This window comes from Streptomyces phaeofaciens (assembly GCF_014648915.1).
Taxonomy (GTDB): Bacteria; Actinomycetota; Actinomycetes; order Streptomycetales; family Streptomycetaceae; genus Streptomyces; species Streptomyces phaeofaciens.
The window spans coordinates 1-25,698 of the sequence record NZ_BMSA01000052.1; the positions used below are offsets into that span (position 1 = coordinate 1).

Sequence of the window (25,698 nt, forward strand, 5' to 3'; positions counted from 1 at the left end):
GGGGGTCATTTTTCACCCGCCGGAATCGGCTCACATTTCAAGCGTCGCCGACACCCATCCACTCGGCCGAGAAGTACTCCCAGGCCGACTGCTCTCCCGCCTGAGGGGGGATGTTTCTGCGGGTATGGCCTCCAGGGTGGCGCCGTGCAGCTGTTCTCCGCGTGAGCGGGGATGGTCCCTCGATCGGGTGCATGGGCATCTGGCAAAGCAACTGCTCCCCGCGCGAGCGGGGACGGTCCCACATGAGGCAGTCCCGGGGATACCTCCCCGGGCCGCTCCCCGCGCCAGCGGGGATGGTCCCCAGTAGGCAAAGGGCGGGTACTTCGACGTCTGCTGCTTCCCGCACCCGCGGGGATGATCCCGAGACGCAGGACAAGGTCAGCAAAGTGCGCCCCTGTTCCCCGCGTGAGCGGGATGGCCCCGACCACGGCCCCGGCCACCCCGAACACAGCGGCTGCTCCCCGCACGGTCGGCGTCACCCTGCTGCCGCTGCTCCCCGCACCCGCAGGGATGGTCTCGGCGGTAAGCCGGGCGAGTTACGCCCACGCACTCGCGGGGGTGGTCCCGCGCACCGGCGGAAGTCGAAGGCGGCGACGGCCTGCTCCGCATCCGCGGGGATAGTCCAAGTCCCTCCCGTACGGCGGGGATGGCGTGCCGCTCTCCACGCGAGCCGGGATGTTCTCTGTCGGCGACGCCTGAACTCTGGTTTTGGATCACTTTCCGGGCTCTGTCGCTGATTTGGGGGTGCCAGCCTGTTGATCAAGGTGACAGGAGGATGCGGCGTCGCAGGAGGCCGAAGTTGGCCCCGCCGTACATCTGTCTCTTCAGCAGCTTGATTCCGGTGACGTTGCCTTCGACCGCTCCCGAAGTGTGGGTGGTGGTCGGGCGGCGAGTACGGCTGCGCAGTCGCGCCGTATGCCGGCGGCCAGGGTGCAGAGTTCTCGTTGTCCGTCGAGCCGGACATCGGCGAGCGGGACGTCGAGGGCCATGCGCTCGCTGCGGTGTTCGCGCACCATCGCGGCCAGGCGCCGGGCGTACTGGATGGTCGTGGCCAAGGCGGGGCTGCGTTGGCATAGCTCGTCGAGGCATTTGCGTTCGGTGTCGGTGAGTTGCTCGGGCCGACGCATGAGGAGCTCTTGGAAGCCCACCCTCCTTCCCAGGTGGTCCTGATCTCGATGCCCGCATCGGGATCAGGACCGCGGCCCGCATCCTCATCGACGTCGGTGACGGCAGCGGCTTCGCCACTGCCAGCCTCGCTCCGGTAACCCGGAACTCCGGCTCCCCCATCCGCGGCGAACCTCCCCCCGGCGAGGCAACAAACAGCTCAAGAGGGCCTTCTGCCTGGCCGCGTTTGCCTCGCTCTCCCAGCCCGAGTCACGCGCCTACTACGACCGCAAACGCCGCGAGGGGAAACACCACGTCGCCGCTCTCATCGCGCTCGCCCGACGCCGCATCGATGTCCTGTTCGCCATGCTCCGCGACGGCACCTTCTACCAACCATCCACACCGGCTACGGCTCAAACCGGACTCGCTGTTCGCCGACCGGGCTAAGACCATGACATCTACCGCCACCAGGTCCGCGCCTGGGGCATCGTGCCGCGATCGCCCGCCGCGGCACCCTGCACGGCACCGGACTGGGCACCTACCGGTGGGTCGTGGAGAGGAGTTTCGCGTGGCTGCACGGCTTCCGACGTCTGCGGATCCGATGGGAACGGCGAGCCGACATACACGAAGCGTTCCTCAAACTCGCCTGCTGCCTCAACACCCGCCGACAACTCGCCTCCTCGTGTTAGCCGTTGTAAGACAGCGGGGGTTAGCGGTGGCGCTGGGGTATTGAGCGGGAGGACCAAGTTCACACGCCCGGATCGGCACCCTCTACGTCTGCTCGACGAAAAGCGGCGTACCCACTACAACCTGCCGAATCCCATCAATGCCGGCCCGCCTGATCTGCTGCCGATGTGCGTCGACGACTGCCACCGTTACTGCGATGCCTGTCACGGCTGGCAGTTGTATCCCGCTCTGGCCGTTGGTCCGCATGATCGCCTGCCAGGCGTACGCGCATGCCCCGCGGAGGTCCGCCCGAATAGGCTGGGACACCTCTTCCGCCTTCTCTGTGATCGCTCGCAATGGATCGATGCTGGGACTGAGTCCGCGGGTGGACGTGAAGGTTCCTGTGGCGTGGCGCGCTGCTCCCACGAGTACGAGAGCGACGCCGTCGACATGACCTGCCACCCAGAATTGCTGTTCGTTCACCAACCTTGCGGCCGGAGTGTGGAAGTAGAAGAAGGGCGGAAGCACGTCCTCCTGAGCACCCAGGCATTCAAAATCCAGTGGGGCAACGTCTTCCGCGATCCGCTTCTCCAAACGACGAACTTCACTCACCAGTCCTGGGCTGGCATTCGCAAACCGAAGTTCGGCTTCGGCGACTGGAGTTTTGAACTTCAGGCTGAGTTCACGAAAGGAATCCAGGATACTTTTGTTGTATTGCTCGGCAGCCGAAGAACGTAGGAGCGCTGCGTGGGCGTGTGTCGGCAGAGAAAGACTTCGGCCTCGGCGCCGGAACCTATGTGTCGCGTGATGCTGAACCATCCGAACTCTTGTCCGACATAGTCATGCGAAGAGATCATGGGGCACTCGTTTCTGGCGCAAGTGGGCTTCTCGAGCCTCTCAGCCTGGCCCGATGACGGCAAGGGCGCGAAAGGTTGCGGCTTTGACGTAAGCCGACCGCTCTCTTACACGCGCTAACATGATGAGGCGAGTTTGAGGAACGCTTCGTGTATGTCGGCTCGCCGTTCCCATCGGATCCGCAGACGTCGGAAGCCGTGCAGCCACGCGAAACTCCTCTCCACGACCCACCGGTAGGTGCCCAGTCCGGTGCCGTGCAGGGTGCCGCGGCGGGCGATCGCGGCACGATGCCCCAGGCGCGGACCTGGTGGCGGTAGATGTCATGGTCGTAGCCCGGTCGGCGAACAGCGAGTCCGGTTTGTGGCGGGGCCGGCCAACCCGGCCGCGGACCGGCGGGATCGAATCGAGCAACGGCAGCAACTGAGTGACGTCGTTGCGGTTGCCGCCGGTCAGCAGGAGCGCGAGCGGGGTGCCGTGCCCGTCGGTGATCAGATGGTGCTTCGAGCCGACCCGGCCCCGGTCGACCGGCGAGGGGCCCGTATGGATCCCCTTCTAAGGCTCTGACGTGGGAGGAGTCGACCACGCACCGGGACCAGTCCATCCGCAAGGCCGAGTTCAACTCGGCCAGCAGGACCTCGTGCAGCCGCTGTCAGACGCCGGCCTCGTTCCAGTCCCGCAGCCGCCGCCAGCACGTCATGCCCGAGCCGAACCCCACCTCCTGGGGCAGGTACTCCCACTGGATTCCGGCTTGCAGCACGTACAAGATCCCGCACAGCACGTCGCGGTCCGGCAACGGTCATGCACCTAGCTGACGTGTCAGCAAAGTGCTAGAGTCGCCAACATGCCAGAGAGGTTGTCGGAGCAGGAGCGCCGGGCGTGGCGGAACTTCATCCTGCTCAGCGAGGCGGTACGCCGCGAAGTCGGCCGGGACCTCTGGGAGAACGCCCAGCTGTCCGAGACGGAGTTCACCGTGCTGGCGCAGCTTGCCGCGGCACCTGGCGGACTCATGCGCTCCACCGAGTGCGCCCAGGCACTGGACTGGGACACCGGTCGCATGTCCCACCAGCTGCGCCGCCTAGAGGAACGCGGGCTGCTGGAGCGAGGCAGGGGAGTAGCGGGGGATAAGCGCGCCGCCGTGGTGTCTTTGACTCACGAGGGACTTTCCGCCTACCGCCGCGCTCTTGGTCCCCACATGAGGTCCGCCAAGCGCTGGTTCCTTGACGGGCTGGAACCCGACCAGCTGGACGGCCTCGACGCCATTCTCAAAACGTTGCTGCTCCATCTGGAGCGGACCCGACCTAGTGAAGGGGAGACATCGTGACCGACGCCACGACTCTGCCGTTCTGGGCCCAGACGGACACCGACTTGACCGGCCGTACCATCCTCGTGGTCGGCGGCGCCGGCGGAGTGGGCGAGGGCATCACCCGAGCCCTGCTCGTCGCCGGTGCTCACGTAGTCGTCACCGCCCGATCCGAGGCGAAGCTCGCGGAATTCTCGGCCCGCATCGGCCACCCCCAGCTTGCTGTACGCACTTTGGACCTGCTGGACCCGAAACTGTCCGAAAGCGTTGCGGCACTGCGTTCCGAGAAGGGTGTGCTGGAGGGCGTAGTACTCAGTGTGGCGGACTGGGGCAGCCAGGGCCGCAAGAGACTCATCGACTTCACCGATGAGGAGTGGCAGGAGCAGCTGGTACAGAACCAGACCACGATCTTCCGCGCGTTCCGTGCGCTGGTTCCTGCTGTTGCGGCCACCGGCGCGATCGTCCACATCAACGGCATGAGCGCCGACATACCCTACCCAGGGGCCGGTGCCGTCGCCGTCGGGTCAGCTGCCACCAAGTCTCTGACTCGAACCGTTGCGGAGGAAGAAGGCGGCAGAGGTGGCCCGCGTATCCACGAGGTTGTACTCGGTGTGATCCGCACCCGGCCCCGGCAGCTCGCCGGTATCGACAACCCAGCCTGGATCCCGGCCATCGATGTCGGCATCCATGTCGCGGAACTGATTGCACGCAAAAGCCCACTGTCCAGCGATGTCCTGAGCTACTTCGTCGATCCCGCCGTCGGCCCCCTCCCCGTCCCACCACCACTCAAGTAAAGCGGTCACCATGCTCGACATCATTCGTCCCGGCGATCCGCGCTATGCGGATGTGCAGCACGTCTACACGACCACCGGCGCTCCGGCAGCGGTGCTCCAACCGCGTACCACAGACGAGGTTGTACAGGCCCTCGGCTTCGCCCGCGACACCGGTGGCCCCCTTTCCCTGCGCAGTGGCGGACACGGAATCAGCAGCGTGTCCACCAACGAACGCGGGACCGTCATCGATCTGAGCAGGCTCAGCACGATCGAGCGGGTGCGTCCTGATGCTCGGCTGGTAAGGGTCGGACCCGGTGCCCGCTGGGGCGAGGTCGCCGCCACACTCCATCCGTGGGGACTGGCGATCAGTTCTGGCGACTCCGGCGATGTCGGCGTCGGCGGCCTGGCGACCACAGGCGGCATCGGACTGATGGGCCGGGCCCATGGGCTGACCATCGACCACATCACCGCAGCCGAGATGGTCACCGCCGACGGGCGCGTCCTCCATCTCGACGCTCAGCGGGAACCGGACCTGTTCTGGGCTGTGCGCGGAGGCGGCGCCAACATGGGCATCGTCACATCCCTGGAGTTCCGGGCCGACCCCGTCCCCGTCGTGGCCCGAGCAACCTTGCAATACCGGATAGAACGCCTCGCGCCGTTCCTGCAAGCCTGGGGGGAGACAGTCGAGGCCGCTCCCCGGAAGATCTCAGCTTTCCTCTACCTGATGGGAGGCGGGTTCGCCTTGGCGACCGTGGTCTATGCAGGAGACGACCCGGCCGCCGCCGAAGCCGCCCTCACCCCCTTCCTGCAGGTCGCACCGACCGTCGGGCACCAGGCCCAAGTGGTGCCGTACGCTGCCGTGGTGGCCGCCACCCACGCCCCGCACCGCGGACAGCAGAGCGGCCGCACCCACACTGGCTTGGCTGTCCACCTCGACCAAGATCTGAGCGAGAGACTCGAGAGCCTGGATCTGGCCGGTTTCGGTCAGCTGCTGCAGATTCGTTCCGTGGGGGGCGCGATCAACGACGTGCCTGCTGACGCGACCGCCTACGCCCATCGTCATCAGAACTTCTCCATCACGGCCGTGGCGCCCTCCTCGTCCCGGGCATTCGATGAGGCCTGGGCAGCGGTACATCCGTCATTGGACGGTCTGTACCTCAGCTTCGAGTCGGAGTTCACCCCGCAGAGACTCACCGAAGCCTTCCCCGGCGCGACACTGCAGCGGCTGCGCGACATCAAGAAGCAGGTCGATCCTGACAACGTCTTTAGACAAAATTTCCCGGTCGTAGGCTTTCCGGACGTCACGCATCGTCCATGAGCCCCGTTGCGGGCGGCTGGCCCTGCGACCACTGATCTGGCAGGGCCGGGGCCGATGCGCGATCCTGCGCATGGGGGCCGCCCGCCTGGAAGGCCTTCACAGTGGACTGTCCGGTGGTGTGCTGTACGGCAGATGCGATCTCGATCCTGGCTTCCCGCGTTGAGTCGGGCCAGGATCTGCGGAACGTTACGCAACTGCGGTCAGAACCAAGGGCATGGCCGTCGATAGATCTCCGCGGCGACGCCGGCGGGGGTATCAGGACTTGCCGCGTCCGTGCCTGCCTTCACCGCACCGGCGGGGCGACGTGTGGATACTGCAGATTGAGCGGGATGTCGTAGGCGACACCCCGGCACTGGCCCCAGTCCTGTCGGCGGGATGGGGCAGCGGGGACTCGGTGTCGAACCGTTTCTTGGAACGGCGGTTTCGCACTGGTGGGCAGCCTGCAGGCGCGTCTCTCGGGGCGGCGCTGCGCAGTGCGCCGACAGACCGGCGCAGGCCGCCCTGTACCCGCAGAAGTGGGGTGGTCAGGCAGGATGCCGCTAGGCTGACGGCGCTCCGCCTGCTGTGTCCGCCCTTTCTGCGCCTGTGGCCAGCACCCGACTCTTGTTGAGGACCATGGGGGCCGCGGGCCTCCGCTCCAAAGTGACGGCCTGACCTAGAACCATGACGTGGTCCCTGCCGTCATACTGCTGCCAGGTACCAGGCCCCCCAGCCTGCGACCGCATGCGGTCGCCCGACAAGGGACGGTAGGGAAGCCCTGACCTTGGACTGGGTGCTATGTCAGTTGACGGTGGTGCCGGGGTAGATGTGCTCGGCTGACTGGAAGAGGATCGTGGGGTTGATCCGGGCGAGGTGCCGCGCCGTCATCAGGTCGGCAAACTCCTTGGCCTCCCGTGCCACCGTGCTGAGCTCTTCGACGTCCTTGAGGTACTGGCGGGTCTCGTCGAGGTGGCGGGGGTCGTCATCGCTGCCAGGGGCCTTGTGCCCGGCGACGACGGCCTTAGGGTGCAGTGCCGCGATTTTGTCAATGGCTGAGACCCAGTCGCGGCGACGCTGGGCGTCACCCCCGGCCAGGGCGAGGTGGACGCCGTTGTAGACGATGTCGCCCGCGACTGCGAGACCGAGGTCGGGGACGTGGACGAAGGTGGTGTCCTGGGTGTCGCTGTCGCCTGCCTCCACGAAACGGACTTCATGGCCTTCGAGGTCGAAGGTGTACCCGTCGATCGCCGTTGGCACGATGACGTCCTTGACGATCTGGCCGGGGAACTGGCCGTTCCAGAAGTCCATGAGGCCGGTTATCTGGTACTGGGCGAGCGCCACGGTCCCCTTGGTGCCCAGGATCTGAGCATCGGGGAATCGTTTGGCCACCTCCGCAAAGCCGAACCAGTGATCGCCGTGGCCATGGGTGGCATACATGGCGAGCAGGTTCTTGCCGGAGGCGACCACCCAGTCGGCGACCTCGCGGGCCTTGTCCTCGGTGTGCGGAGCGTCGACCAGGATGGCGTCGCGCTCGCCGTGGATGAGGGTGGAAGCAATCGGCGACCAAGCCGGAACTGGCCGTACCGAGGTACCGTCGGGCAGCACCGCCGATGGCGGGAGGGTCACCAGAACGTCGTAGCCGAGAGCCATCACTTCACCGCCTGCCGCGTCGTGCCGCTCGCCTGGAACTCACCGCAACGGTTCGTCAACGTCGTATCGTTCATTAACCCACGGTCCGGCCTGGCGAAACGCCGTGCAATAGAGCAATGGCCAAGTCGCGCCAGAAGTCTGCCAATCGGGGCCGTCGTGCTACGCGTGTGCCTCGGCACGGTCCGGCCGGGCAGTCGCGGCAGCCTGAAAGGTGCGGCGGTAGGCGAGCGGGGAGACGCCTAATTCCGCGCTCATGTGCTGGCGCAGTGAGCTGGCGGTGGCAAAGCCGACGTCGGTGGCGATCTGGTCGATGGTGAGGCTGCTGGATTCCAGCAAGCGGCGGGCGCGGTCGAGGCGCTGCCTGATGATCCATTGACGGGGCGACAGGCCGGCTTCTTCGCGGAAGCGGCGGGCGAAGGTACGCAGGCTCATGTGCGCGTATTCGGCCAGTTGAGGGACAGTGAGCGCCTCGTCGAGGTGTTCCAAGGCCCACTGGCGGGTGGCTGCGGTGGAGGAGGCCGGGTCGTCGGGCACGGGTCGGTCGATGTACTGGGCCTGCCCGCCGTCGCGGAAGGGCGGCACCACACAGCGGCGGGCTGCGCGATTGGCGAGTTCGCTGCCGTGGTCAGTGCGGATGAGGTGAAGGCACAGGTCGATGCCAGCGGCGGCGCCGGCAGAGGTCAGAATCGCGCCGTCGTCGACGAATAGGACGCCCTCGTCGAGGCGGATGTGCGGGTACCAGCGGCGGAAGAAGGAAGCACACTCCCAATGCGTGGTTGCGGGGCGTCCGTCGAGCAGGCCGGCGGCGGCGAGGATGAACCCGCCGGTGCAGATCGAGGCGACACGGGTGCCGGGGCGGATCCGGGAGAGTGCGGCCGCGACGGGTGCAGGCAAGTCGCGGGTCAGATGCGTCGGCTCGATCGGGGCGACGATGACAGTGTCGGCCTGTTCCAGAATGTCCGGCCCGTGCTCGGGCATGACGGAGAACCCGGCGTTGGTGGCGACCTGGCCGCCGTCGGCCGAACAGACACGGACGTCGTAGTGGCCCTCGGCGGCGCCCAGGATCCGGGCCGGGATGCCCAGCTCGAAGGGATAGACCCCCTCCAGGGCGAGGACGGCCACCCGGTGCGGATCGCACCCGGAACTATTCATGGCTGAATTCTATCGTATATTGGCATATCTGCCATTGTCCTTGATCGTCGAAGGGTAGACGGCGGAATGCATAAACGACACGATGCTCTCCATCAGCCAGGACGAGTTCGGCGGCCCCGAGGTCCTGAAGCCCGTCACCCCCTGTCCCGAGGCCCGGCCTGGGCGAGATCCTGATCCGGGTACACGCGGCGGGTGCGAACCCGGTCGACACCTACAACCGCGAGACCGGCGTACTCGTCGGCGAACCACCGTTCGTGCTCGGCTGGGACGTCTGCGGCACCGTCGAGGCCGTCGGTGCCGGCGTCACCCTGTACGAGCTGTTCGGGATGCTGCCCCTCCCACATGGCCACGGTGCCTTCGCCCAGTACGTCCTCGCGCCGACCCGCGCCTTCATGCCCAAGCCGAAGAACCTCGGCCACGTGCAGGCCGCAGCCCTGCCGCTTGCCGGGCTGACCACTTGGCAGGCCCTGGTGGAGACCGCCCGTATCGGCAAGGACAGCCGCGTCCTGATCAACGGCACGGCCGGCGGGGTCGGGCACCTGGCCCTCCAGATCGTCCTCGTCACGACTCTGCCGCACACCCTCGCCGACGTACTGCCGGAGGCGGCCCGCCGAGGCGTCCGTGCCGCCGGCCTGTTCGTCGAGGCCGACCGGATCGGCATGAGAGCCCTGGCCGATCTCGCCGCGACTGGGCGGCTGGTCCCCACCGTCGACGCCACCTACCCGCTGGAGCAGGCAGGCGCCGCGCAGACCGCCAAGTCGGGCCGCGGCAAGACGGTCCTCACTGGCGCCTGACGCCTCTGCCCGCCCCGAGGAGAAAGCACAGTCGCGTCCTCGTTGCACTTCTCCACACTGGTCCAGGACGGCGTCTCGCGCGCCCGTGACCAGCGCATACCCGACGACAACCGGCTGGTTTCCTCCCCGCTGACCACGACCCTCATCCTGGACCGTGAGGCTCTCGCGCCGGTCGTGCGGGCGGGTAAGGGGGCGGCGCACCGCCCCGGAAGGTCGCGTCGACGCTCAGACCGTGCCGGCGAGGGCGTGGCGTCCGGCGCTGATCAGGGCGGCCTGCCGGGTGACGCGCGCGCCCAGGTGCTCGGCCGTGGCGATGTCTGCCTTGTGGACGGTGTCGACTCCGCCGTCCAACGGGGTCTGCGCGCCGGCTCCGCCCCAGTAGCCGAGGCGGTTCAGGTCGTGCTCGGAGGCGGAGCTGGAGTTCCAGCCCGGAGCCAGGCCCAGGCTGACCCACAGCATCTGGTGCTGGGCGGCGAAGGCGGCGAAGAACGCCAGGGTGTTGTTCTTGTCGCCGCTCTTGGAGGCCGAGTTGGTGAATCCCGCCGCAAGCTTGTCCGCCCAGCGTCCCTCGGCCCAGCGGCCGCTGGTGGCCTCGGCGAAGGCGTGGAAGCCGGACGAGGCGCCGCCCATGTAGGTGGGCGACCCGAAGATGATCGCGTCCGCGGCGTCCAGCCGGTGCCACTGCTCGTCGGTGACAGCGGTCACGTCCACGAAGGTCACGTCGGCTCCGGCGTCCGAGGCCCCGCGTCGCACAGCCTCGGCCAGCACGGCCGTGTGCCCGTAGCCGGAGTGGTAGGCGACGGCGACGGTCGGGCGGGGGGAGGTCTGCTCGGACATGGTCTGCTCCTGTGGGTCGAGTGCGGGAATGTTCGGCGGGGGCGCGGTCGCCTTTGTACTTCCTGTCCCCTTGAGGTCGCCTGCGCCGTTCACCGGCGTCGGTTGAGTAATGCGACCGGTCGTCTTGCTTGAGTCAAAGTGCTTCGGTCCTGTCGGAATTCCCGGAAGCCGCCCCAGCCTGGCCGGGGTGATCTTCGCGACAGTCGTGTCATTCCGGAACCCAGAACCCCGGGAGGAGCCGGCCTGTCCCCCGCAAGAAGCCGTACCGGTCACGGTCACGTCCATCCCCGTAACGGGGTACGCGGGCTGGCTGACCAGCGCGCCGGCACCGCCGGCGGCCGCTTTCACCAGGAGGGCACCTGTCCGGCTGAGTGGGCCCGAGTGCAGCGGAGAGGTTCGAAGAGACCCTGCCCGGCGGTCGGCTTTCCGTGGTCCCCGTCCTCGTTCCGGGATCGTCTCAGTCGCGGGAGAACGGATCGCTCAGAGCCTCGAAGTCCGCTGGCGACAGCTCCAGCGAGGCAGCCGCCACGTTGTCCTCGAGGTGCTCGACCGACGACGTGCCCGGGATGGGCAGTACGACCGGCGAGCGGCGCAGCAGCCAGGCCAGCGCGGCCTGGGACGGCGAAGCGCCCAGGTGGGCCGCGACGCGGTCGAGGGGACCGCCCGGCCTGGCAAGTTGCCCCGTGGCCAGCGGGAACCAGGGCAGGAACGCGATGTCGTTCGCCTCGGCGTACCGCAGAACGTCCTCGGAGTCGCGCTGGGCGACGTTGTAGAGGTTCTGCACGGAGGCGACGGGCACGATGCGGCGAGCCAGCTCCAGCTCGTCGACGCCGACCTCGGAGAGTCCGACGTGGGCGATCTTGCCCTCGTCACGCAGCTCCTTGAGGACGCCGATCTGGTCCTCGAACGGCACGGAGGAGTCGATGCGGTGCAACTGGAGGAGCGGGATGCGTTCCAGCCCCAGCCGGCGCAGGCTGGACTCCGCCTGCGCCCGCAGATAGGCGGGACGGCCGTTCGGGCGCCACTGTCCGGGGCCCGGGCGGGTCAGTCCGGCCTTGGTGGCGATCACCAGGTCCTCCGGGTACGGGTGCAGCGCCTTGTGCAGCAGTTCCTCCGCCGTCCCGGGTCCATAGGAGTCGGCGGTGTCGAAGAGCGTCACGCCGAGCTCCACGGCACGGCGCAGAACGCGCACACCACTGTCCTGGTCGGGGAAGGGACCCCACACTCCCGGACCCGTCAGCTGCATGGTGCCGTAACCGAGTCGGTTGACCTTCAGGTCACCGCCGATGGTGAACGACCCGGAGGACGCTGCTGAGATGCTGCTCATTGCTGTCTGCCTTTCTTGTTTCGGGCCACCCGCAGTCGGGTGGCGCGACGGCACGGTGAAGCGCCGCGATCCGTGTCCGTGCCGCGCGGCCGCCCGCCGGGGAAAACCGACCCCGCCGCGGGTCGTGGCTGGCCGGAAACAGCGGGCCCGTCGCGCGGCAGGGTGCCAGGGTGTTCAAGAGACGGTGACGTTCTCCAGACGCACCGAGACGACCAGCGGCTCGGGCACCTTGTGGCCGTTCTCGTCGCGGCTGTAGATCATCCGGGTGGTGGGAACGACCAGGCCGGACACCTCTTGGTGCCCGGAGATGTAGTGGGCGGCGGGGGTGTCGCCGGCGATCGCGACGCTGTAGTCGCGTCGGCGGATCAGCCCGGAGTTGTCCACGTACAGGGTCTGCTCGGTGCTGAGAGTGGCGATGCTGTCGGGGAAGACCACGTGCAGGCGGCGGAACTTCTCACCGTCCTCCGTCCACGTCCCGATCTCCTCGGTGCGTACCCCGGGGAAGGTCAGCGAAAGCGGCTCGGCCAGGTAGGTCCACATGGCGCTGCCCGAGAAGTAGGCCAACTGCAGCCTGCTCCACGGAGACATCAGCCCGTGGCCGGCGAAGGAGCCACGCGGGTCGAGGAGTTCTTCCACGAGGTTGCCCTCGGTGTCCTCCACCGCGACTCGGTCCCCCGTGAAAGTCACGTGGTGGCCGTCCTCGAAGAAGGGTTCCTGCCGTACGTACTGCCGGTGCAGGCCGACGGTCACGTCCACGTCGTTCAGGGCCCCGGGATGCCCCTTCATGCTCCACAGGGCGCCGCCGAAGAACTGGCGGGCGCTGATCTGGTCGGCCTCCGCCCAGCGGGCGCGGCCGCCGTAGGCGTCGAAGATGGTGTTGAGAAGGTCGGACACGATATGTCTCCTGGTGGCGGGGTGTCAGCCGAGGAACTCGTTGACGTCCTTGGCTGCTTCGGTCGGGTACTGGAACAGCGACGCGTGGGCGGCATCCGGGTAGATGCGGATCTGCGCGTCCGGGATGAGGCCCGCCATCAGGTAGCTGCCCCGTGTCGGGATCATCAGGTCGTTGTCACCCTGCAGGATCAGCGTGGGGCACTGGATGCCGGTCAGCCGCTGCAGCGCGCCGTGGTCGGGAATGCCCCACTCCAGCACGGCGTCGTACTGGGCGTCGCGGGAGGCCAGGCTGCTGGGTACGTCCCGGTCCTCGGTGCGGGCCAGGAAGCGGCCCAGGAACTCCACGCCCTTGGCCTGGCTGGTCTCGGTGTGGGCGAAGAAGATGTAGAGCAGGTCCTCGCCGGTGGGCACGGCCGCACGGGCGTGCGTCTCGATGTCATTGCGCCAGCCGTGCATGCCCGGGCCACCCTTGGGACCGGTACCGACCAGGATCAGGCGGCGGATCAGCCGGGGCCGGACCAGAGCCATGTCCTGGGCGACGAAACCGCCGATGGAGAAGCCGAGGAGGTCGATCTGCTCCAGGCCCAGCGCCACGGTGAAGCTGATCATCTGCTGGGCCATCTGCGCGACGGTGTCCGCCGGCGTGCCGCTGGAGGAGGCGACACCGGGGTAGTCGACGAGGACGACCTCGCGTTCGGCGGCCAACGCGTCGACGAGCGCGGGGTCCCAGTTGTCGAGGTTGCCGGTGAAGTGCTGCAGCATCACCAGCGGCACCCCGCCTTCGGGACCGAGCCGACGGTAGGCGTAGCGGACACCGTCGACCTCGGCGAACTGCGTGGGGGCGGTGTGGTGCGTTTCTGAGGCCATCGCTTCTCCCTGGCGAACCGTATGTGCGTGTGGACCGGGGTGTGTGGGCGACGGGACACGAACGTGTGCCGAGGCGTTGTGCCGATCCCGTGGCCGGCCCGTCCTGCCGGACTGCTCGATGCCACGTGACGAGCATGACCTTCACATGTGGAGAGTTTGTGGCGCACTTCTTTTCCTACACGTCGTGCCAGGAAGGGAGCGGTGACACGAACGCCCGGACGGGCACGGCCGGCCGGGCGTCGTCCTCAGGCGCTCAGGCGGTCACCTGGCGCGCGGGCCGCGGACCGGGGGGAGAGAGACCGCTGAGTGTGGAGTGTCCCCCCCGCTCCGGGGTCAGTGCTGCGTACCGGCGACCACAGGACGGCGCTGGCGGCGGACTCGATGACGACGATGCTGTCGGCCTTATTCGACGGGCCGCGGCCGCGGCGGACGCACCGGACTGCCCGCCAGCCCTGCTGGCGGCCTCTGCGGACATGGACGCCTTGTCCGTCGCCGAGGAGGCCGGACTGGTGCGCCTGGAAAGCGGGCGCGTGGGCCATTCGCCATCCTGATGCCTTCGGCGGTGCACGGGTCCGCCTCGTTCGCCGCGCGGCGGGAGATGCATCTGGCGCTGGCCCAGGCCCTCATCGGCGATCCCGAGCGGAGGATGTGAAGACAGCGGGCGCGACGGCTGCTGGACGCGATCGAGCTGGCTGGTAAGTGCCCCCACTCGCTGCACCAGCTCCCTGTTCATCGGAGGCGCCTGACAGTCGGCAGCGTCCGGCGCCGAGTCCCACACCGTCGACCCGGCGACCGGTGCGTCGCACGCAAGTTGCGCCGACGCCGACCGGACGTGGACGGGGCGGTCGCGGCAGCCCGGGCGGCGCTCGGCAGTCCCGCCTGGGCTGGCCTCGCGCCAGCCGAACGGGCTCGCATCCCGTGGCGCGTGGGCGACCTGATCGACGAACACGCCGAGGAAGTGGGCCAGTTGGGGACCCTCGATCAGGGCCGGCCGATCGGCGTCTCGCGGTGGTGAGCGTCAAGGTCGCAGCCGAGCGCTCCGTTACTACGCGGCCCGGGTCACCAAGCTCTACGGGGAGACGGCCCCGATGTCCCATCCCGACGTGCTGCGGTACACCAAGCGGGAGCCGGTCGGGGTGTGCGCGGTCGTCGACTACCCCCTCCCCACTGTGACGGCCACGGACGACCCGCACCAACACTCCGCCCAGGTCAACCCAGCGGAGGCCCGGACTTCTTCAGGGGCAAGGAGGCGGCCCGGAGGCGCAGCTGGTAGGGCTCAGCTCTGTGCATCCATGAGCGCGGTGGCCGTGAGCCACACGACCGCCGGGTTGAGGCGTTCGGGATGAAGGGAGCACATGGCATTGAAGAATTCGATCTGGCTCGTTGTCTCCTTCAGGAGCCGGTCCGCGTCACGGATGTACTGCCGAGTTTCCTCGATGGTGGCCGGGCTGTCGGGAAGTGCCTTGTTCTTGTGTCCGCAGACGACGTGGCGCGGCGCGAGGCGCTCGACCGCGTCGAGCGCCTGAAGCCACTCTGCACGCCCCCCATCTGCGGATTCGGAGAGGTACACGTGTACGCCGTTGTAAACGACATCGCCGGCGACGACGAGCCCGATCGATGGAACGTGAAGCACGGTGGTGTCGTCGGTATCACTGTGCCCGACTTCGACGGAGCGCAGAACGTTGCCCTCCAGAAGAATCCCTTGCGGTGGTACGGGCCGTGCGAGCACGGGAGACGGCGGGACCTGACCGGGGAACAGGTTGTCGACCTGTTCCTTTCTGAATTCCGCCGAGCCCTGCTTCCGCATGAGACGGATGCTGTCCTCGCTGGCGAGCACAACGGTGCCGGGGAAGCGCTCGACCAGGGGGCCGGAGCCGAACCAATGATCACCGTGGCCGTGCGTGATGTAAATGTGTTCGAGGTGCTTGCCCGACTGTTCGACCCAGTCACCCACCCTCCGGGTCTGCTCGATCGTCAGCGGGGGATCGACCAGCACTGCGTTCTTCTCCCCATAGATCAGCGTGGTCGACATCGGCGACCACGAGAACAGCTCTCCGTTGGGAAGGGGATCCGTGACGCTGGTGGGGATCGGATCGGAGATGAAGACTTCGTACGCTAAATCGGTCTGGGAGGCCATCTCTACCATGCTCTTTTCCGTGTGGTGGTTGCCTGGTGGCACGTTGATGCGGACGGACAGCATCGGAGAAGTGAGTGCAAAAAATGTACTCACTGATGACGTTAACCTAGCACAGTGAGTACTGAATCTGCACCGGCACCCCGTGTCTGTTCTGTGGCCGACGCGGTAGCCGTTGTCGGTGAACGCCATTCGCTGCTGATCGTGCGCGAGCTGCTGTACGGCAACCGGCGCTTCTCCGGGATCGCCGACGCCGTCGGGCTCTCCCGGACGCTGCTGTCCACACGACTGCGTCGGCTGGAGACGGCCGGCGTCGTGGAACGACGGCGCTACAGCGAGCATCCGCCGCGCGACGAGTACGTCCTCACGGAGGCGGGCCGTGCCCTGCTCCCCGTGCTCGCCGCCCTCAAGGAGTGGGGCGACACGTACTGCCGGGACGGCATCGCCACAACGGAATTCCAGCACCGATGCGGTGCCGTCCTGCACACCCGAGCGGACTGCGCCGCCTGCGGCGAGGAGATCCGCTTCGAGGACCTGACCATGGTGGGAGGAACACACCCGCCGCAGATACGACCCTGAGCCGCCCCGCGTCTCGTACGCCCCGCACGTACGAAGGGCGGGACCGTGCTGCCCGTGAGGCCGTCGCGCAGTCCAAGGAAGCGCCGAACTCTGCTCCCGCGTGAGCGGGGATGGTCCTGACGTGAGCCGCGTGCGGTCCAAGGGGGCTCCCTGCTCCTCCGCGTGAGCGGGGATGGTCTCGCCTTGATCGTCGAGCCGACTGCCTGCACCTTCTGCTCCCCGCGTCTGCGGGGATGGTCCCATCGACAAGGACGACGGCAAAGGCAAGTCGCTCTGCTTCCGCGTGAGCGGGTATGGTCCCGGCGTCACGTACGTCCCGGTGACCGGCGTGATCTGTTCCCCGCGTGAGCGGGGATGGTCCCGATCCCGGGATTGCTGTCTCGGCTCCTGCTCCCTGCTCCCAGCGCGAGCGGGGTTGGTCCCATCGAGAATTTCGAGCGGAGCCATGCAGTCGAAGAAGTCGTCCCGAAAGCGTGACGCCACCGCGAACGCTTCCTGTGTCGAGGTGGTGCAGCGGCCACGGACGAGGGGGTTCGAGCCGCTGCCGAAACGGTGGGTGATCGAGCGGACCTTCGGCTGGCTGATGCAGCACCGCCGCCTGGCGCGGGACTACGAAGCCCTCCCGCAGAGGTCAAGAGCGATGATCCACTGGGCCATGGCTAACAAAATGTCCCGCGAACTGACCGGAGAATCCGTACCAACCTGGCGAATCGAAACGGACATCCTGCACACATCAGCGTGAACCTTGATCAGATGCTCTCTTAGTGCTGGTCAAGTGCCTCTGTGACGGAGCACAGGATCAGACGGGGGCCGTGTCGTCGTCTCCGAAATTCTCGTACGAGGGAGCATGTTCGGGGGTGCCATTCGAGGTCACACCATAAAGAACAAGCTGAGGATTCCGGCTGCGTGCGCGGCGGTGATCTCGCCGAGGAAGTAGTCGGGCCGGACGTTCCAGGATTCCAGAAGGCGAAAGAGGGCGATTCCGGAGGTGAACAGGGCGGGTTGGGCGTACTCGGTGCGGTCCAGGGTCCCCTCGTCGGTGTGACCGGCGAACATCACGTCACGCAGGTAGCCGCCGGTCATAGTGTCGAAGATCGCACACACCTCGTCGAGGACTGCGGCGAACACGGTGAAGGCATCGTGGAGTTCGCGTCCCATTCCTGGGTGTTGGGCGCTTTGGCCGGAGAACATGAAGGCCACCGGACCGGCCCCGGCACCCGTACCCGCGATGGGTGCGCAAGTCGCAGGCCGACCTGTTGCCGGGGTCATCATCATGGCGCGGTGGCGGAACACCCCGCGGGTCGTGGCGGGTGAATACCCCGCGTTCATCGGTGTCATGCCGGCGCGGGTGCCGAGCCAGGACGCGAGGCGGCCCATCTGGTCGTGCAGGGCGCCTTCGCTGCGGGCCGAGACTGGCCACGGCACCGACTCCCACCTGGCCGCAGCCACAGCACTGGAGGCGACCTCGCCCGAGGCCTTCGTCGGGCTGGGCTCCGTCGAAGCGGGTGCCTGTACAAGGGCCACGTGGGCGTTGGTCCCGCTGATCCCGAACGAGGGCACGCCCGCGCCGGCTGGAGACGGCCTTGAAGGTACGCAAGTCATTGCGCTCGCTCAAGAACAAGCCCGGCGCCCAGGTGCTCCGCCGGAACGGCGTGACATTCATGATCAACAAGAACCCGCGCTTCAAGGCCCGCCAGGGCTGAAGCCCGACACACATGGGCGGCCCGGCACCGGCTTCCGGGAGGCTGTGGGCGCATCGTGGGCTCTCTCTGCGCCCCACCGGTGTCGACTGGTGGGGCGCAGTGTCGTCAGGCTTCTCCAGGTGTGCGGCCGGGTGCCCCCGGCCGCACGAGGCACGGGAAGAGGCGTGGGAAGTCTGCCGAACGCACTCGATCGCGTACGTCGTCCGCCGAGGAAGGTTAGGTCGGACGACGGATGCCCTGCTGTGGATGCTGGGGAATCCTGGCGGAAACACGTATGAGCCCATCAGGAAGGCACGTCATGTCACACGAGCCGACGGCTCGCCGGAACCTCTTCGCCGAGCTGGGTCAGTTGTCCCTGGAGATGCGCTTCGAGTCTGACAAGCGGATGACCTTCACTGTCGTCAACGGCGGGGGCCTGGTACCGGACGGCCACACCGAGACGGTGGCCGTCACTTCGCAGGAGGTCCGGCCGGAGGTGTTCCTCACTTCGTGGAAGGAGGAGTCAGGGGCGTTCGTCACCCACCTGGAGGATGTCGAACGCGGCCGGGTCTACTCGCGCATCACGTTGCCGGACGGATCTCCGATCGCCCTCACGGGAACCATTAAGCCACTGGACTGAGCGTCGGTAAGCAGCTTTTCTAGCGATTCACATCTTTCGGACGGTGGTGAATGGTGAACGGGTTCGCCCCCGTCACCCGACAGGCTCCCGGTTCCCCAGTGACTGGGGGCAGCCGAGGTCCACTGCCGGTCGTCGCCCTCGCTGGCACGAACCCCGGCTCGGGAGCTGTGCATGGCCACGAACCGTCCGTCAGCCCTCGTCGGCCGTCTCTGGGACACCGAAAGGGCGGTGCCGACAGGTCGTCCCGGCAAGCGCGCCTCCGGGGCGGGACCCGCGGTGACCGGTGCGCCGGACGCCGGTATGCCGGGTTTCTCTCACCGCACACCGGCCGAGAACGGACACACCCGGCTTCCGCAACAGGGCACCCGACTCGACGGCATGTCGCCTGACCCATCGGACGCACAGACCGACCGCACACCACCCGACGACAGGACTCACACGTGACCACCTACCTGGCCGACTCAGCCGAGACACGCTACGTCGACGGACCCGACGGCGAGCGCTTCGCCTACCGTCGTTTCGGGACGCGAGGGGACCCGCCCGCTCGCGATGCACATGCGCCTGGCATCATCGACCACTGAGACCCGATGTCTCGACCTGCTGTCCGCGGAGCGTGAGGTCATCAACTTCGACCACCGCAGCACCAGCTTCGCCACCGGCAGCGCGCCGGTGACCATGAACGAGCTGGTTCAGGGCTCCCTGGCCTTCATCGGCTCCCTGGGCCAGACCGACATCGACGTGCTGGGATGGTCCATGGGCGGCATCGTCGCCCTGGCCGCGCCGGAGCTGGTGCACCGTCTGGTGGTGGCCGGCAGGTTCCGCCGACGGTGTCCCCGACCTGCCCGCCCCGCCGGAGCGTGTCGCCCAGACCACCGGCAAGCCGAGCCGGAGATGCACACGACCGGGACGTGCTCGCTGGCCGCCCCGGCGATGCCGTTGAGCGCACCGACACCATGCGTGACCACGACCGCGCCCAGGCCACACAGCCTGGCATAGCCGTCCGCGGCGTAGGCGGCGTTGAGTTCGTTGGCGTTGCCGACCCACTCCAGTTTGGGGTGTCCTCGATATGCTCCATCAGCTCCAGGTTGTAGTCCCCGGAGAAGCCGAAGACTTAGGTAATGCCAGCCTCGTGAAGGCGGCAGACGACGAAGTCGCCGATTCTCTATGTGGATTGTCTCTCGTGTGGAAGGTCGATGTGGGCGGTTGGGCACTCAATCGGCGAGCCAGGGGCTGTCCGCGTCCGGGGGCAGTTCGGGGCCGTGGGATTCCCTGGTGTAGAGGCGGATGCGGTTTTGGTCCGGGTCCTCGATGACCATCACCCAGGCCAGCAGCGAGACCAGGACGGGCGAGTGCGGCAGATCGAGGATGTTCAGATGCCAGTCCCAGCGCTCCAGCGCGGCCCGGTCGTCGACGGTGATGGTCAGGGTGTTGAACAGGCGGTGCCGGGCGGCGTGGGCGGCGTTCAGGCGCAGTTCCAGGTGGGTGCCCAGTCCCTGCAGTTCGAGGATGTGGGCGTAGACGCTGCCGTTCTCGTGGCGGTGGTCGAAGTGCGGGATGCGGCGGGCACCGAAGGCCTGTTCGTAGAACGCGAGGGCGCGCGGCAGGTCGGATACGGCGAACTTGAGGTGGTGGATGCCGCGCAGGGGCGTGATCGGTGCCGAGGCGGAGGCCGAAGAGGTAGTCATGACGAACGGCCTTTCAGAGATTCGGGGGCGGGCATTTGGCTGGGGTGCGGCTCAGAAGACCGTCACGTCGAGCGGGGCGAGGCCGCCGATCCGAGCATGGATGGTGTCGCCGGGACGCAGCCAGCGGCCGCCGTGCTCGCCGGCCGACCCGGCGGGCGAGCCGGTGAACAGGATGTCCCCGGGCTCCAGGGTCATGACCTCGCTGATGAGCGACAGCTGCTCGTCGATCGCGAAGAGCATCTCCTCGGTGGAGGCGTCCATCATCGGCTCGCCGTTCACCGACAGCTGGATACGCAGGTCGCCGACATCCTCGACGAACCGGGCGGGGGTGATGGTCGGGCCGCAGGGGGCCATGCAGTCCTGCGCCTTGCCCCGCATGAGATCGACGTGCAGTTCGTTGTCGACCTTGATCAGGTCCCGGCAGGTCAGGTCCAAGCCGATGGTGTAGCCCGCTACGGCCGCGGCTGCCTCGGCGCGCGTGGCGTTACGTAGGCCGCGGCCCAGGACCACGGCCAGCTCGCACTCCCAGTCGAACTGCTGCGTACCGGTCGGCACGGGCACGGTCCGGCCGGGGCCGACCAGCGTGGTGCGCGGCGGCCGCAGGAAGAACGGCATCGGCGTCCACTTGGTCGGCTCCAAGCCCATCTCTCGCAGATGCCCGACGTAGTTCGCGCCGACCGCCAGCAGCTTGCTCGGGTACCGCACCGGGGTGAGGAGCCGCGGCTCCTTCAGCGGCGTACAAGCACCCACCCGGCCTGCGGAAACACGGTCGGCCAGGCCCTGAAGCCGGGGCAGCGTGCGGTCCCACTGTCCCAGCAACTCCAGCACGCTCACATCGGTGAGAGCCTCGTCCAGATCGCTCAGCAACCAGGTTCGTCCCTCAGTCACCAGCGCGGTGGCGGGTCCGGTGTCGGCCTGGACGGTCGCGACTTCAAAGGCGTTCCTCATCATTTCCCACATCCATACGAAAAGATCGTTTTCGCAATGGAGAGCGTAGTCACGGCGTCACAGCAAACGCAACCGTTCGTTCGCGTTTACTGTTCGATCGGCTCCTGTGCACCCGCCCCCAGGCTTGCCAGCCCGGAGGCCAGTGCCTCCGCGCTGATGCCGTCCACCAGTCGGGCATTGACGATGAGGCCCGGAAGCAGCGTGCCCAGCACCGTGGCCACCTCCGTCGGCCTGGCGCGCGGCGACAGATAACCGGCCGCCACCCAGCGCGCGGCCAGATCGGTTAGCCGGTCACGGACCCGGCGGTGGAAGTCCCGGGCCAATCCGGCCAGCTCCGGCCGCCGCAGCGCCTCCGCCCAGCTCTGCATGGCGATCCGGGTCAGGTCGTACTCCTGCCCCGCCGCCTCATCGACCCCTTGGGCCAGGCAGCGCAGCGTCTCGGTCACACTCGGTGGCGGATCGGCCTCTAGGAGGCCGTCCAGCAGGCGCATCACCTGCCCCAAGGATTCCCGCGCCGCCTCGTCGACCAGCTCCTCCTTGCTGGAGATGTAGCGGTAGACCGCACTCGACGACAGGCCCGTCTCCCTGATCACATCGTCCATCGACGTGGCGTGGAAGCCGTCTCGGGAGAAGCACCTCCACGCCGCACGCAGGATGTGACGGCGACGCTCTTGGCGGAACTCTTCAGTCAGCTTCGGCATCCGGCAATTCTAAACGCAAACGATCGTTCTTGAATATCCTTCGTGCTGTGGCTGCCAGGCACGAACCGAGCGGTCCGGTGGGCAGGCCGGTGTTCGCTTTCCGGGCTCACGCCGCCCCGTCCTGCCCGTTGTCCAGGACGGAGAGGTCGACGTCCAGGCGGGCCTCGTAGGCGTTCAAAGCGATACCGAGCTCGTGAGTGGAGCCTGCTGCTCCCAGCGTGAGAGGGGATGTTCCCAATTGGGACTTCAACGCGAAGGCGGGCCACCCTTGCTCCCCCCCCGAGAGCGGGGAATGGTCCCTGAAGGTCAGCGGGCGGCACGGTCCGCCGGTACCTGCTCCCCGCGTGAGCGGGGATGTTCCCTCGCGCTCCGGGCTCGGCAGGCCGCTGGTGTCCTGTTCTCCGCGCGAGCGGAGATGGCCCCAGGTCATGGACTTGCAGGAACGTGCGGTCCAGCTGCTCCCGCGTGAGCGGGGATGATCCCAAGGCTCACGCGGGATCCTGGCGCGTGGCCGACTGCTCCCCGCGCGATCGGGATATTTCCGAGTGGACGACCGACGACGCGGTGGTGGTCGCCTGTTCTCCGTGTGAGTGGGGATGGCCCCATCGACAAGGTCGACGGCTGGGGCAAGTCGCTCTGCTCCCGCGTGAGCGGGGATGGTCCCAGAAGCTGACGCCGACTCCATGGAAATCTTCCTGCTCTCCGCGCGAGCGGGGAGGTTCGCACCCTGCGCCTTCCGTAGATGGCTCGCTCATCTGCTCCCTGTGCGAGTGGGGATGGGTCCCCGCAGAGGGAGCAACCCCCGCCATGGCCACCACTGCTCCCCGCGAGAGCGGGGATATCCCTGCATGGTGCTCGCTGACGGATTGGACGCGCCCTGCTCCCCGCGAGAGCGGGGATGTTCCCGGGGCGGGGAAGCCGGCGTCACCCTGCTGCCGCTGTTTCCCCACGTCCGCGGGGATGGTTCCTGCGGCGGGCGCGTCTGCCGTGGTTTCGCTGAAAGAGATGATCTTGTGGCCCGTGATCACCCTGATTCACCTGACGTGCCGTGGGAATACCGCTTGTCCGAGGGTGGCGCTGAATGTGATCCTTCTGTCGAACGAGAAGGACGTACGACATGGCACACGCCCGCTGGCATCACATCCTCATGGAGTCGCAGCGCCACGCCCTGAAGGCAGTTGACGAGTGGAACTGCTCTAGCGGCAATTATTCCGACTTCCTCACACACATGCACAAAGCGTGGCACTACCTGCTTCACGCGGAGTTCCACAGGGCCAAGATCGACTACCGCTACAAGGACCCCAAGAACGGCCAGTACGTCTTGGTCGACGGTGAGCCGAAGGCGTGGGATCTGGAGTGGTGCCTGAAGCAGCGCTACACCAACAGCGCCGATCCGGTCCGCTTGAACGCCGAGCTTTTCGTAGCGCTTCGCAACAAGGTGGAACACCGGTATGAGCACAACCTGAAGATCGCCACTGGCGGCAAGGCCCAGGCGCTCGTCATGAACTACGAGCAGGAGATGGTGGACCACTTCGGTTCCAGGTACAGCCTCGCCGATCGGCTTCGCTTCCCCATCTCTCTTCAGGCACTCACGGTCGAAGGCCGTGAGCAGCTCCAGGAGGCGGCGAAGAAGCTCCCGAAGCACACCCGCGATCTGGTGGCGAAGTTCGAGGCGGCCATCGAACCGGACGTACTGGATGATCTCAAGTACGACTATCGTGTCCGGCTCGTGCCCATGGTCGGCTCGAAGACGGAGGCCGACCTGGCGATCGACTTCGTTAAGCTCGACGAGCTGACCGAGGAGGAGCGCAAGGTCATGGTTGAGGCCGGGCGCAAGGGCACCGTCATCATCAGGGATCGTCAGGTGGAGGTGGCGGACAAGGCGAAGCTGCGCGCAAAGCAGGTCTGCACGCTCGTCGAGACGCAGCTTCCCTTCGAGTTCAGCCCGTTCAGCGAGCACCTGGAGATGTGGCAGCGGTTCAAGGTGCGCCCTGCGAAGAACTCCGCCAAACCGTGCGACACCGATGCGAGGTACTGCATCTACAGCGAGGCCTTCAACTCTTACCTCTACACATCGGCCTGGGTTGCGAAGATCATCAAGGAGATCGGTACCGTTGAGAAGTACCGCGAGTTCTTCGGCAAGGAGCCGCGCATAAAGACAGTCATCTCCTTGCCGAAGCAGGCGGTCTCACCCACCGAGGAGGGGGAGACCCACCAGCAGAGCAAGAGCGCCTGACCACGAGAGCACCCGACCCACGGCGGAGGGTTGCGTGCTCTGCTCGGGCGAGTCTGCAACGGAGCGGTCGGCCGCGCGAGCAGGGATGTTCCCTCAGCAGCCTTTTAATCCATTGGTTATGGGTTCTGCTCCCCGCGTGAGCGGGGATGGTCCCGATCCCGGGATTGCTGTCTCGGCTCCTGCTTCCTGCTCCCAGCGTGAGTGGGGATGGTCCCACGCACGTCACGACAGGCACCAGCGTCGGCCTCTCCTCCTCGCGTGTGCGGGGATGGTCCCGGGCCGTCGGCCTGGAAGGCGGTGGCCGTCGACTGTTCCCTGCGTGAGCGGGGATGGTGCCGGGCGGAACCGCCGGAGGACGTTCCCGACAGCCTGCTCCTCGCGAGCGCGGGGATGGTCCCCAACTCGTCATGGGTAGGCTTGTCGGCGACGGCTGAAAAAATTTCAAGCGCCGCCGACATAGGCTCGGAGGAGATCACTGTTCCCCGTGTGAGCCGGGATGGTCCCCAGCTTGTCCGGGACGCGAACGGCCTGTTTGTCTGCTCCCCGCGCGTGCGGGGATGGGCCCTCGGGCAGGGGGTGGCCGGCCTGAGTGGCGCACTGCTCCCTGCACCCGTGGGGATGGTCTCAACGGCGTGCTTCCCGCGTGAGCGGGTATGGTCTCACGCTGTAGCAGACGAGGACCAGGGCCACGTTCTGCTCCCCGCGTGAGCGGGGATGTTCCCGCGTGGGACAACTCCGCAGCCGCCAGCGTCCGCTGCTCCCCGCACGAGTGGGGATGGCCCCATCGTCCGAACCGTCCCCGGTGCGACGGGCCTGTGCTCCCCGCGCGAGCGGGGATGTTTCTCACTGGGACTCCAACGCGAAGGCGGGCCACCCCTGCTCCCAGCGCGAGCGGGGATGTTCCCCCGCGCCGCATCATGTCGGCTGAGCATGAGTGCTGCTCCCCGCGCGAGCGAGGATGGCCCCAAGGGCCTGGTCGGCAAGCAGCTGGGCGCCACCTGCTCCCCGCGCGAGCGGGGACAGTCCCACCAGGTTCACGTACACCAGGTCACCGATCTGCTGTTCTCGCCGTGCGTGCGGGGATGGCCCCGACACCGGCAAGAGCCGCGGGACGGTCGGCTGCTGCTCCCCGCGTGAGCGGGGATGGTCCCGCTCACGTGCTTGGGCTGCACCAGGCAACAGGCTGCTCCCCGCACTCGCGGGGATGGTCCCTTCTCCATCACGCCGAGGTTGAGCGGCGGGCCCAGCTCCTGCGTGAGCGCATGGTCCCAAGGTGAAGACCCGGGGCGGCGACCTGGTTGACTGCTCCCCCCGAGCGGGGATGGCCCAGTCATCTGGATCGACATGACGTCGGTCGTCTGCTGCTCCCGGCGTATCGGGGATGGTCCCGCGCAGAAGCTGAGAGCGGACAGACTGAAGCACTGCTCCCTGCGCGAGCGGGGATGTTCCCCAAGGCACGATCCGCCACCTGGACCAGGTGCCCTGTTCCCCGCGTGAGCGGGGATAGTCCCGCGGGCACGGCCACCAGGGTGGCGCCGCACGGCCGTTCCCCGCGTGAGCGGGGATGGTCCCAGAAG

General features: G+C 67.4%; 27 protein-coding genes and 4 pseudogenes. 15 read left to right on the top strand and 16 right to left on the bottom strand.

Annotation, left to right across the window (positions count from 1 at the left end; all coding sequences use genetic code 11):
• Positions 1-824: 824 nt before the first annotated feature.
• Positions 825-1,055: a hypothetical protein gene (locus IE275_RS43340; RefSeq protein ID WP_308435787.1), complete on the bottom strand. Its 231-nt coding sequence runs from the start codon at positions 1,053-1,055 to the stop codon at positions 825-827.
• 72 nt (positions 1,056-1,127) lie between these two features.
• Between IE275_RS43340 and IE275_RS43345 the strand changes: the two are divergent.
• Together IE275_RS43345 and IE275_RS43350 are read left to right on the top strand one after the other, a co-directional pair.
• Positions 1,128-1,518 (top strand): annotated as a pseudogene (locus tag IE275_RS43345) (transposase); the annotation flags it as partial.
• A gap of 1 nt (position 1,519) precedes the next feature.
• Positions 1,520-1,793, top strand: a pseudogene (locus tag IE275_RS43350) (transposase); the annotation flags it as partial.
• A gap of 82 nt (positions 1,794-1,875) precedes the next feature.
• On the opposite strand, the gene IE275_RS43355 reads toward IE275_RS43350, so the two are convergent.
• Entirely contained in the window at positions 1,876-2,589 is a 714-nt protein-coding gene (locus tag IE275_RS43355; protein WP_189718219.1) for a DUF7019 family protein, read from the bottom strand.
• A gap of 152 nt (positions 2,590-2,741) precedes the next feature.
• Positions 2,742-3,421, bottom strand: a pseudogene (locus IE275_RS43360) (IS5 family transposase); the annotation flags it as partial.
• Positions 3,422-3,466: 45 nt separating this feature from the next.
• On the opposite strand from IE275_RS43360, the gene IE275_RS43365 reads away from it, so the two are divergent.
• From IE275_RS43365 to IE275_RS43375, 3 genes are read left to right on the top strand one after another with little or no spacing between them, the layout of a single operon-like run.
• Positions 3,467-3,946, top strand: coding sequence for a MarR family winged helix-turn-helix transcriptional regulator (locus tag IE275_RS43365; protein ID WP_189718220.1), 480 nt, complete (start codon positions 3,467-3,469; stop codon positions 3,944-3,946).
• The gene (locus IE275_RS43370; protein ID WP_189718221.1) at positions 3,943-4,719 is read left to right on the top strand and encodes an SDR family oxidoreductase; all 777 of its coding nucleotides are present in this window, start codon (positions 3,943-3,945) and stop codon (positions 4,717-4,719) included. Before IE275_RS43365 ends, IE275_RS43370 begins: the two co-directional genes overlap by 4 nt.
• A 10-nt stretch (positions 4,720-4,729) precedes the next feature.
• The gene (locus IE275_RS43375; RefSeq protein WP_189718222.1) at positions 4,730-6,016 is read left to right on the top strand and encodes an FAD-binding oxidoreductase; all 1,287 of its coding nucleotides are present in this window, start codon (positions 4,730-4,732) and stop codon (positions 6,014-6,016) included.
• 780 nt (positions 6,017-6,796) lie between these two features.
• On the opposite strand, the gene IE275_RS43380 is transcribed toward IE275_RS43375, so the two are convergent.
• Positions 6,797-7,645, bottom strand: a complete 849-nt coding sequence (locus IE275_RS43380; protein WP_229871261.1) for an MBL fold metallo-hydrolase — start codon at positions 7,643-7,645, stop codon at positions 6,797-6,799.
• A gap of 159 nt (positions 7,646-7,804) precedes the next feature.
• Entirely contained in the window at positions 7,805-8,797 is a 993-nt protein-coding gene (locus IE275_RS43385; RefSeq protein WP_189718223.1) for a GlxA family transcriptional regulator, read from the bottom strand.
• A gap of 173 nt (positions 8,798-8,970) precedes the next feature.
• On the opposite strand from IE275_RS43385, the gene IE275_RS43390 reads away from it, so the two are divergent.
• Positions 8,971-9,591, top strand: a complete 621-nt coding sequence (locus IE275_RS43390; RefSeq protein WP_373299391.1) for an alcohol dehydrogenase catalytic domain-containing protein — start codon at positions 8,971-8,973, stop codon at positions 9,589-9,591.
• Positions 9,592-9,816: 225 nt separating this feature from the next.
• Here IE275_RS43390 and IE275_RS43395 read toward each other — a convergent pair whose 3' ends face one another.
• The 4 genes from IE275_RS43395 to IE275_RS43410 all read right to left on the bottom strand — a co-directional run bounded on the left by IE275_RS43395 (position 9,817) and on the right by IE275_RS43410 (position 13,516).
• A complete protein-coding gene (locus tag IE275_RS43395) occupies positions 9,817-10,428 on the bottom strand; it encodes a flavodoxin family protein (RefSeq protein WP_189718224.1) in 612 nt (203 codons plus the stop codon).
• A gap of 457 nt (positions 10,429-10,885) precedes the next feature.
• The gene (locus tag IE275_RS43400; protein ID WP_189718225.1) at positions 10,886-11,755 is read right to left on the bottom strand and encodes an aldo/keto reductase; all 870 of its coding nucleotides are present in this window, start codon (positions 11,753-11,755) and stop codon (positions 10,886-10,888) included.
• Between the two features lie 174 nt (positions 11,756-11,929).
• Positions 11,930-12,649, bottom strand: coding sequence for a hypothetical protein (locus IE275_RS43405; RefSeq protein WP_189718226.1), 720 nt, complete (start codon positions 12,647-12,649; stop codon positions 11,930-11,932).
• Positions 12,650-12,673: 24 nt separating this feature from the next.
• Complete coding sequence (locus IE275_RS43410; protein ID WP_189718227.1) at positions 12,674-13,516, bottom strand: alpha/beta fold hydrolase; 843 nt, start codon at positions 13,514-13,516, stop codon at positions 12,674-12,676.
• 811 nt (positions 13,517-14,327) lie between these two features.
• On the opposite strand from IE275_RS43410, the gene IE275_RS46995 reads away from it, so the two are divergent.
• Positions 14,328-14,531 carry an aldehyde dehydrogenase family protein gene (locus IE275_RS46995; RefSeq protein WP_268255361.1) on the top strand — a complete coding sequence of 68 codons (204 nt, stop codon included), beginning with the start codon at positions 14,328-14,330 and terminating at the stop codon, positions 14,529-14,531.
• Positions 14,497-14,862, top strand: coding sequence for an aldehyde dehydrogenase family protein (locus IE275_RS47420; RefSeq protein WP_189718246.1), 366 nt, complete (start codon positions 14,497-14,499; stop codon positions 14,860-14,862). The genes IE275_RS46995 and IE275_RS47420 overlap by 35 nt, the downstream gene beginning before the upstream one ends.
• On the opposite strand, the gene IE275_RS43425 is transcribed toward IE275_RS47420, so the two are convergent.
• Positions 14,793-15,716 (bottom strand): MBL fold metallo-hydrolase, encoded by a 924-nt coding sequence (locus IE275_RS43425; RefSeq protein WP_229871262.1) that lies wholly within the window; start codon positions 15,714-15,716, stop codon positions 14,793-14,795. The two genes, IE275_RS47420 and IE275_RS43425, sit on opposite strands and share 70 nt — an antisense overlap.
• A 90-nt stretch (positions 15,717-15,806) precedes the next feature.
• Between IE275_RS43425 and IE275_RS43430 the strand changes: the two genes are divergently transcribed.
• A complete protein-coding gene (locus tag IE275_RS43430; RefSeq protein WP_268255362.1) occupies positions 15,807-16,229 on the top strand; it encodes a winged helix-turn-helix transcriptional regulator in 423 nt (140 codons plus the stop codon).
• A 445-nt stretch (positions 16,230-16,674) separates the two neighbouring features.
• Positions 16,675-16,971, top strand: a complete 297-nt coding sequence (locus IE275_RS43435; RefSeq protein WP_373299390.1) for a transposase — start codon at positions 16,675-16,677, stop codon at positions 16,969-16,971.
• 128 nt (positions 16,972-17,099) lie between these two features.
• Here IE275_RS43435 and IE275_RS43440 read toward each other — a convergent pair whose 3' ends face one another.
• Complete coding sequence (locus tag IE275_RS43440; protein ID WP_229871267.1) at positions 17,100-17,831, bottom strand: acyltransferase domain-containing protein; 732 nt, start codon at positions 17,829-17,831, stop codon at positions 17,100-17,102.
• Here IE275_RS43440 and IE275_RS43445 point away from each other — a divergent pair.
• The 3 genes from IE275_RS43445 (at position 17,813) to IE275_RS46510 (ending at position 19,547) form a co-directional block, all read left to right on the top strand.
• Complete coding sequence (locus IE275_RS43445; RefSeq protein ID WP_189718232.1) at positions 17,813-17,932, top strand: ribosomal protein bL36; 120 nt, start codon at positions 17,813-17,815, stop codon at positions 17,930-17,932. The two genes, IE275_RS43440 and IE275_RS43445, sit on opposite strands and share 19 nt — an antisense overlap.
• A gap of 274 nt (positions 17,933-18,206) precedes the next feature.
• Positions 18,207-18,551, top strand: a complete 345-nt coding sequence (locus IE275_RS43450; protein ID WP_229871270.1) for a MoaF-related domain-containing protein — start codon at positions 18,207-18,209, stop codon at positions 18,549-18,551.
• Between the two features lie 555 nt (positions 18,552-19,106).
• A complete protein-coding gene (locus IE275_RS46510) occupies positions 19,107-19,547 on the top strand; it encodes an alpha/beta fold hydrolase (protein WP_229871272.1) in 441 nt (146 codons plus the stop codon).
• Here IE275_RS46510 and IE275_RS47425 read toward each other — a convergent pair.
• From IE275_RS47425 to IE275_RS47000, 5 genes and pseudogenes are all read right to left on the bottom strand, one after another.
• Positions 19,484-19,762 (bottom strand): annotated as a pseudogene (locus tag IE275_RS47425) (thiamine pyrophosphate-binding protein); the annotation flags it as partial. The gene IE275_RS46510 and the pseudogene IE275_RS47425 overlap by 64 nt on opposite strands.
• Positions 19,763-20,236 carry a VOC family protein gene (locus tag IE275_RS43465; RefSeq protein ID WP_189718235.1) on the bottom strand — a complete coding sequence of 158 codons (474 nt, stop codon included), beginning with the start codon at positions 20,234-20,236 and terminating at the stop codon, positions 19,763-19,765.
• 51 nt (positions 20,237-20,287) lie between these two features.
• A complete protein-coding gene (locus IE275_RS43470) occupies positions 20,288-21,187 on the bottom strand; it encodes a fumarylacetoacetate hydrolase family protein (RefSeq protein WP_189718236.1) in 900 nt (299 codons plus the stop codon).
• A gap of 83 nt (positions 21,188-21,270) precedes the next feature.
• Positions 21,271-21,885, bottom strand: a complete 615-nt coding sequence (locus IE275_RS43475; protein ID WP_189718237.1) for a TetR/AcrR family transcriptional regulator — start codon at positions 21,883-21,885, stop codon at positions 21,271-21,273.
• Between the two features lie 106 nt (positions 21,886-21,991).
• Complete coding sequence (locus IE275_RS47000) at positions 21,992-22,123, bottom strand: hypothetical protein (RefSeq protein ID WP_268255363.1); 132 nt, start codon at positions 22,121-22,123, stop codon at positions 21,992-21,994.
• An 879-nt stretch (positions 22,124-23,002) separates the two neighbouring features.
• On the opposite strand from IE275_RS47000, the gene IE275_RS43480 reads away from it, so the two are divergent.
• Both IE275_RS43480 and IE275_RS43485 read left to right on the top strand, forming a co-directional pair.
• Positions 23,003-24,121 carry a DUF3644 domain-containing protein gene (locus IE275_RS43480; protein WP_189718238.1) on the top strand — a complete coding sequence of 373 codons (1,119 nt, stop codon included), beginning with the start codon at positions 23,003-23,005 and terminating at the stop codon, positions 24,119-24,121.
• Positions 24,122-25,051: 930 nt separating this feature from the next.
• The gene (locus tag IE275_RS43485) at positions 25,052-25,258 is read left to right on the top strand and encodes a hypothetical protein (protein ID WP_189718239.1); all 207 of its coding nucleotides are present in this window, start codon (positions 25,052-25,054) and stop codon (positions 25,256-25,258) included.
• Positions 25,259-25,698: the final 440 nt, after the last annotated feature.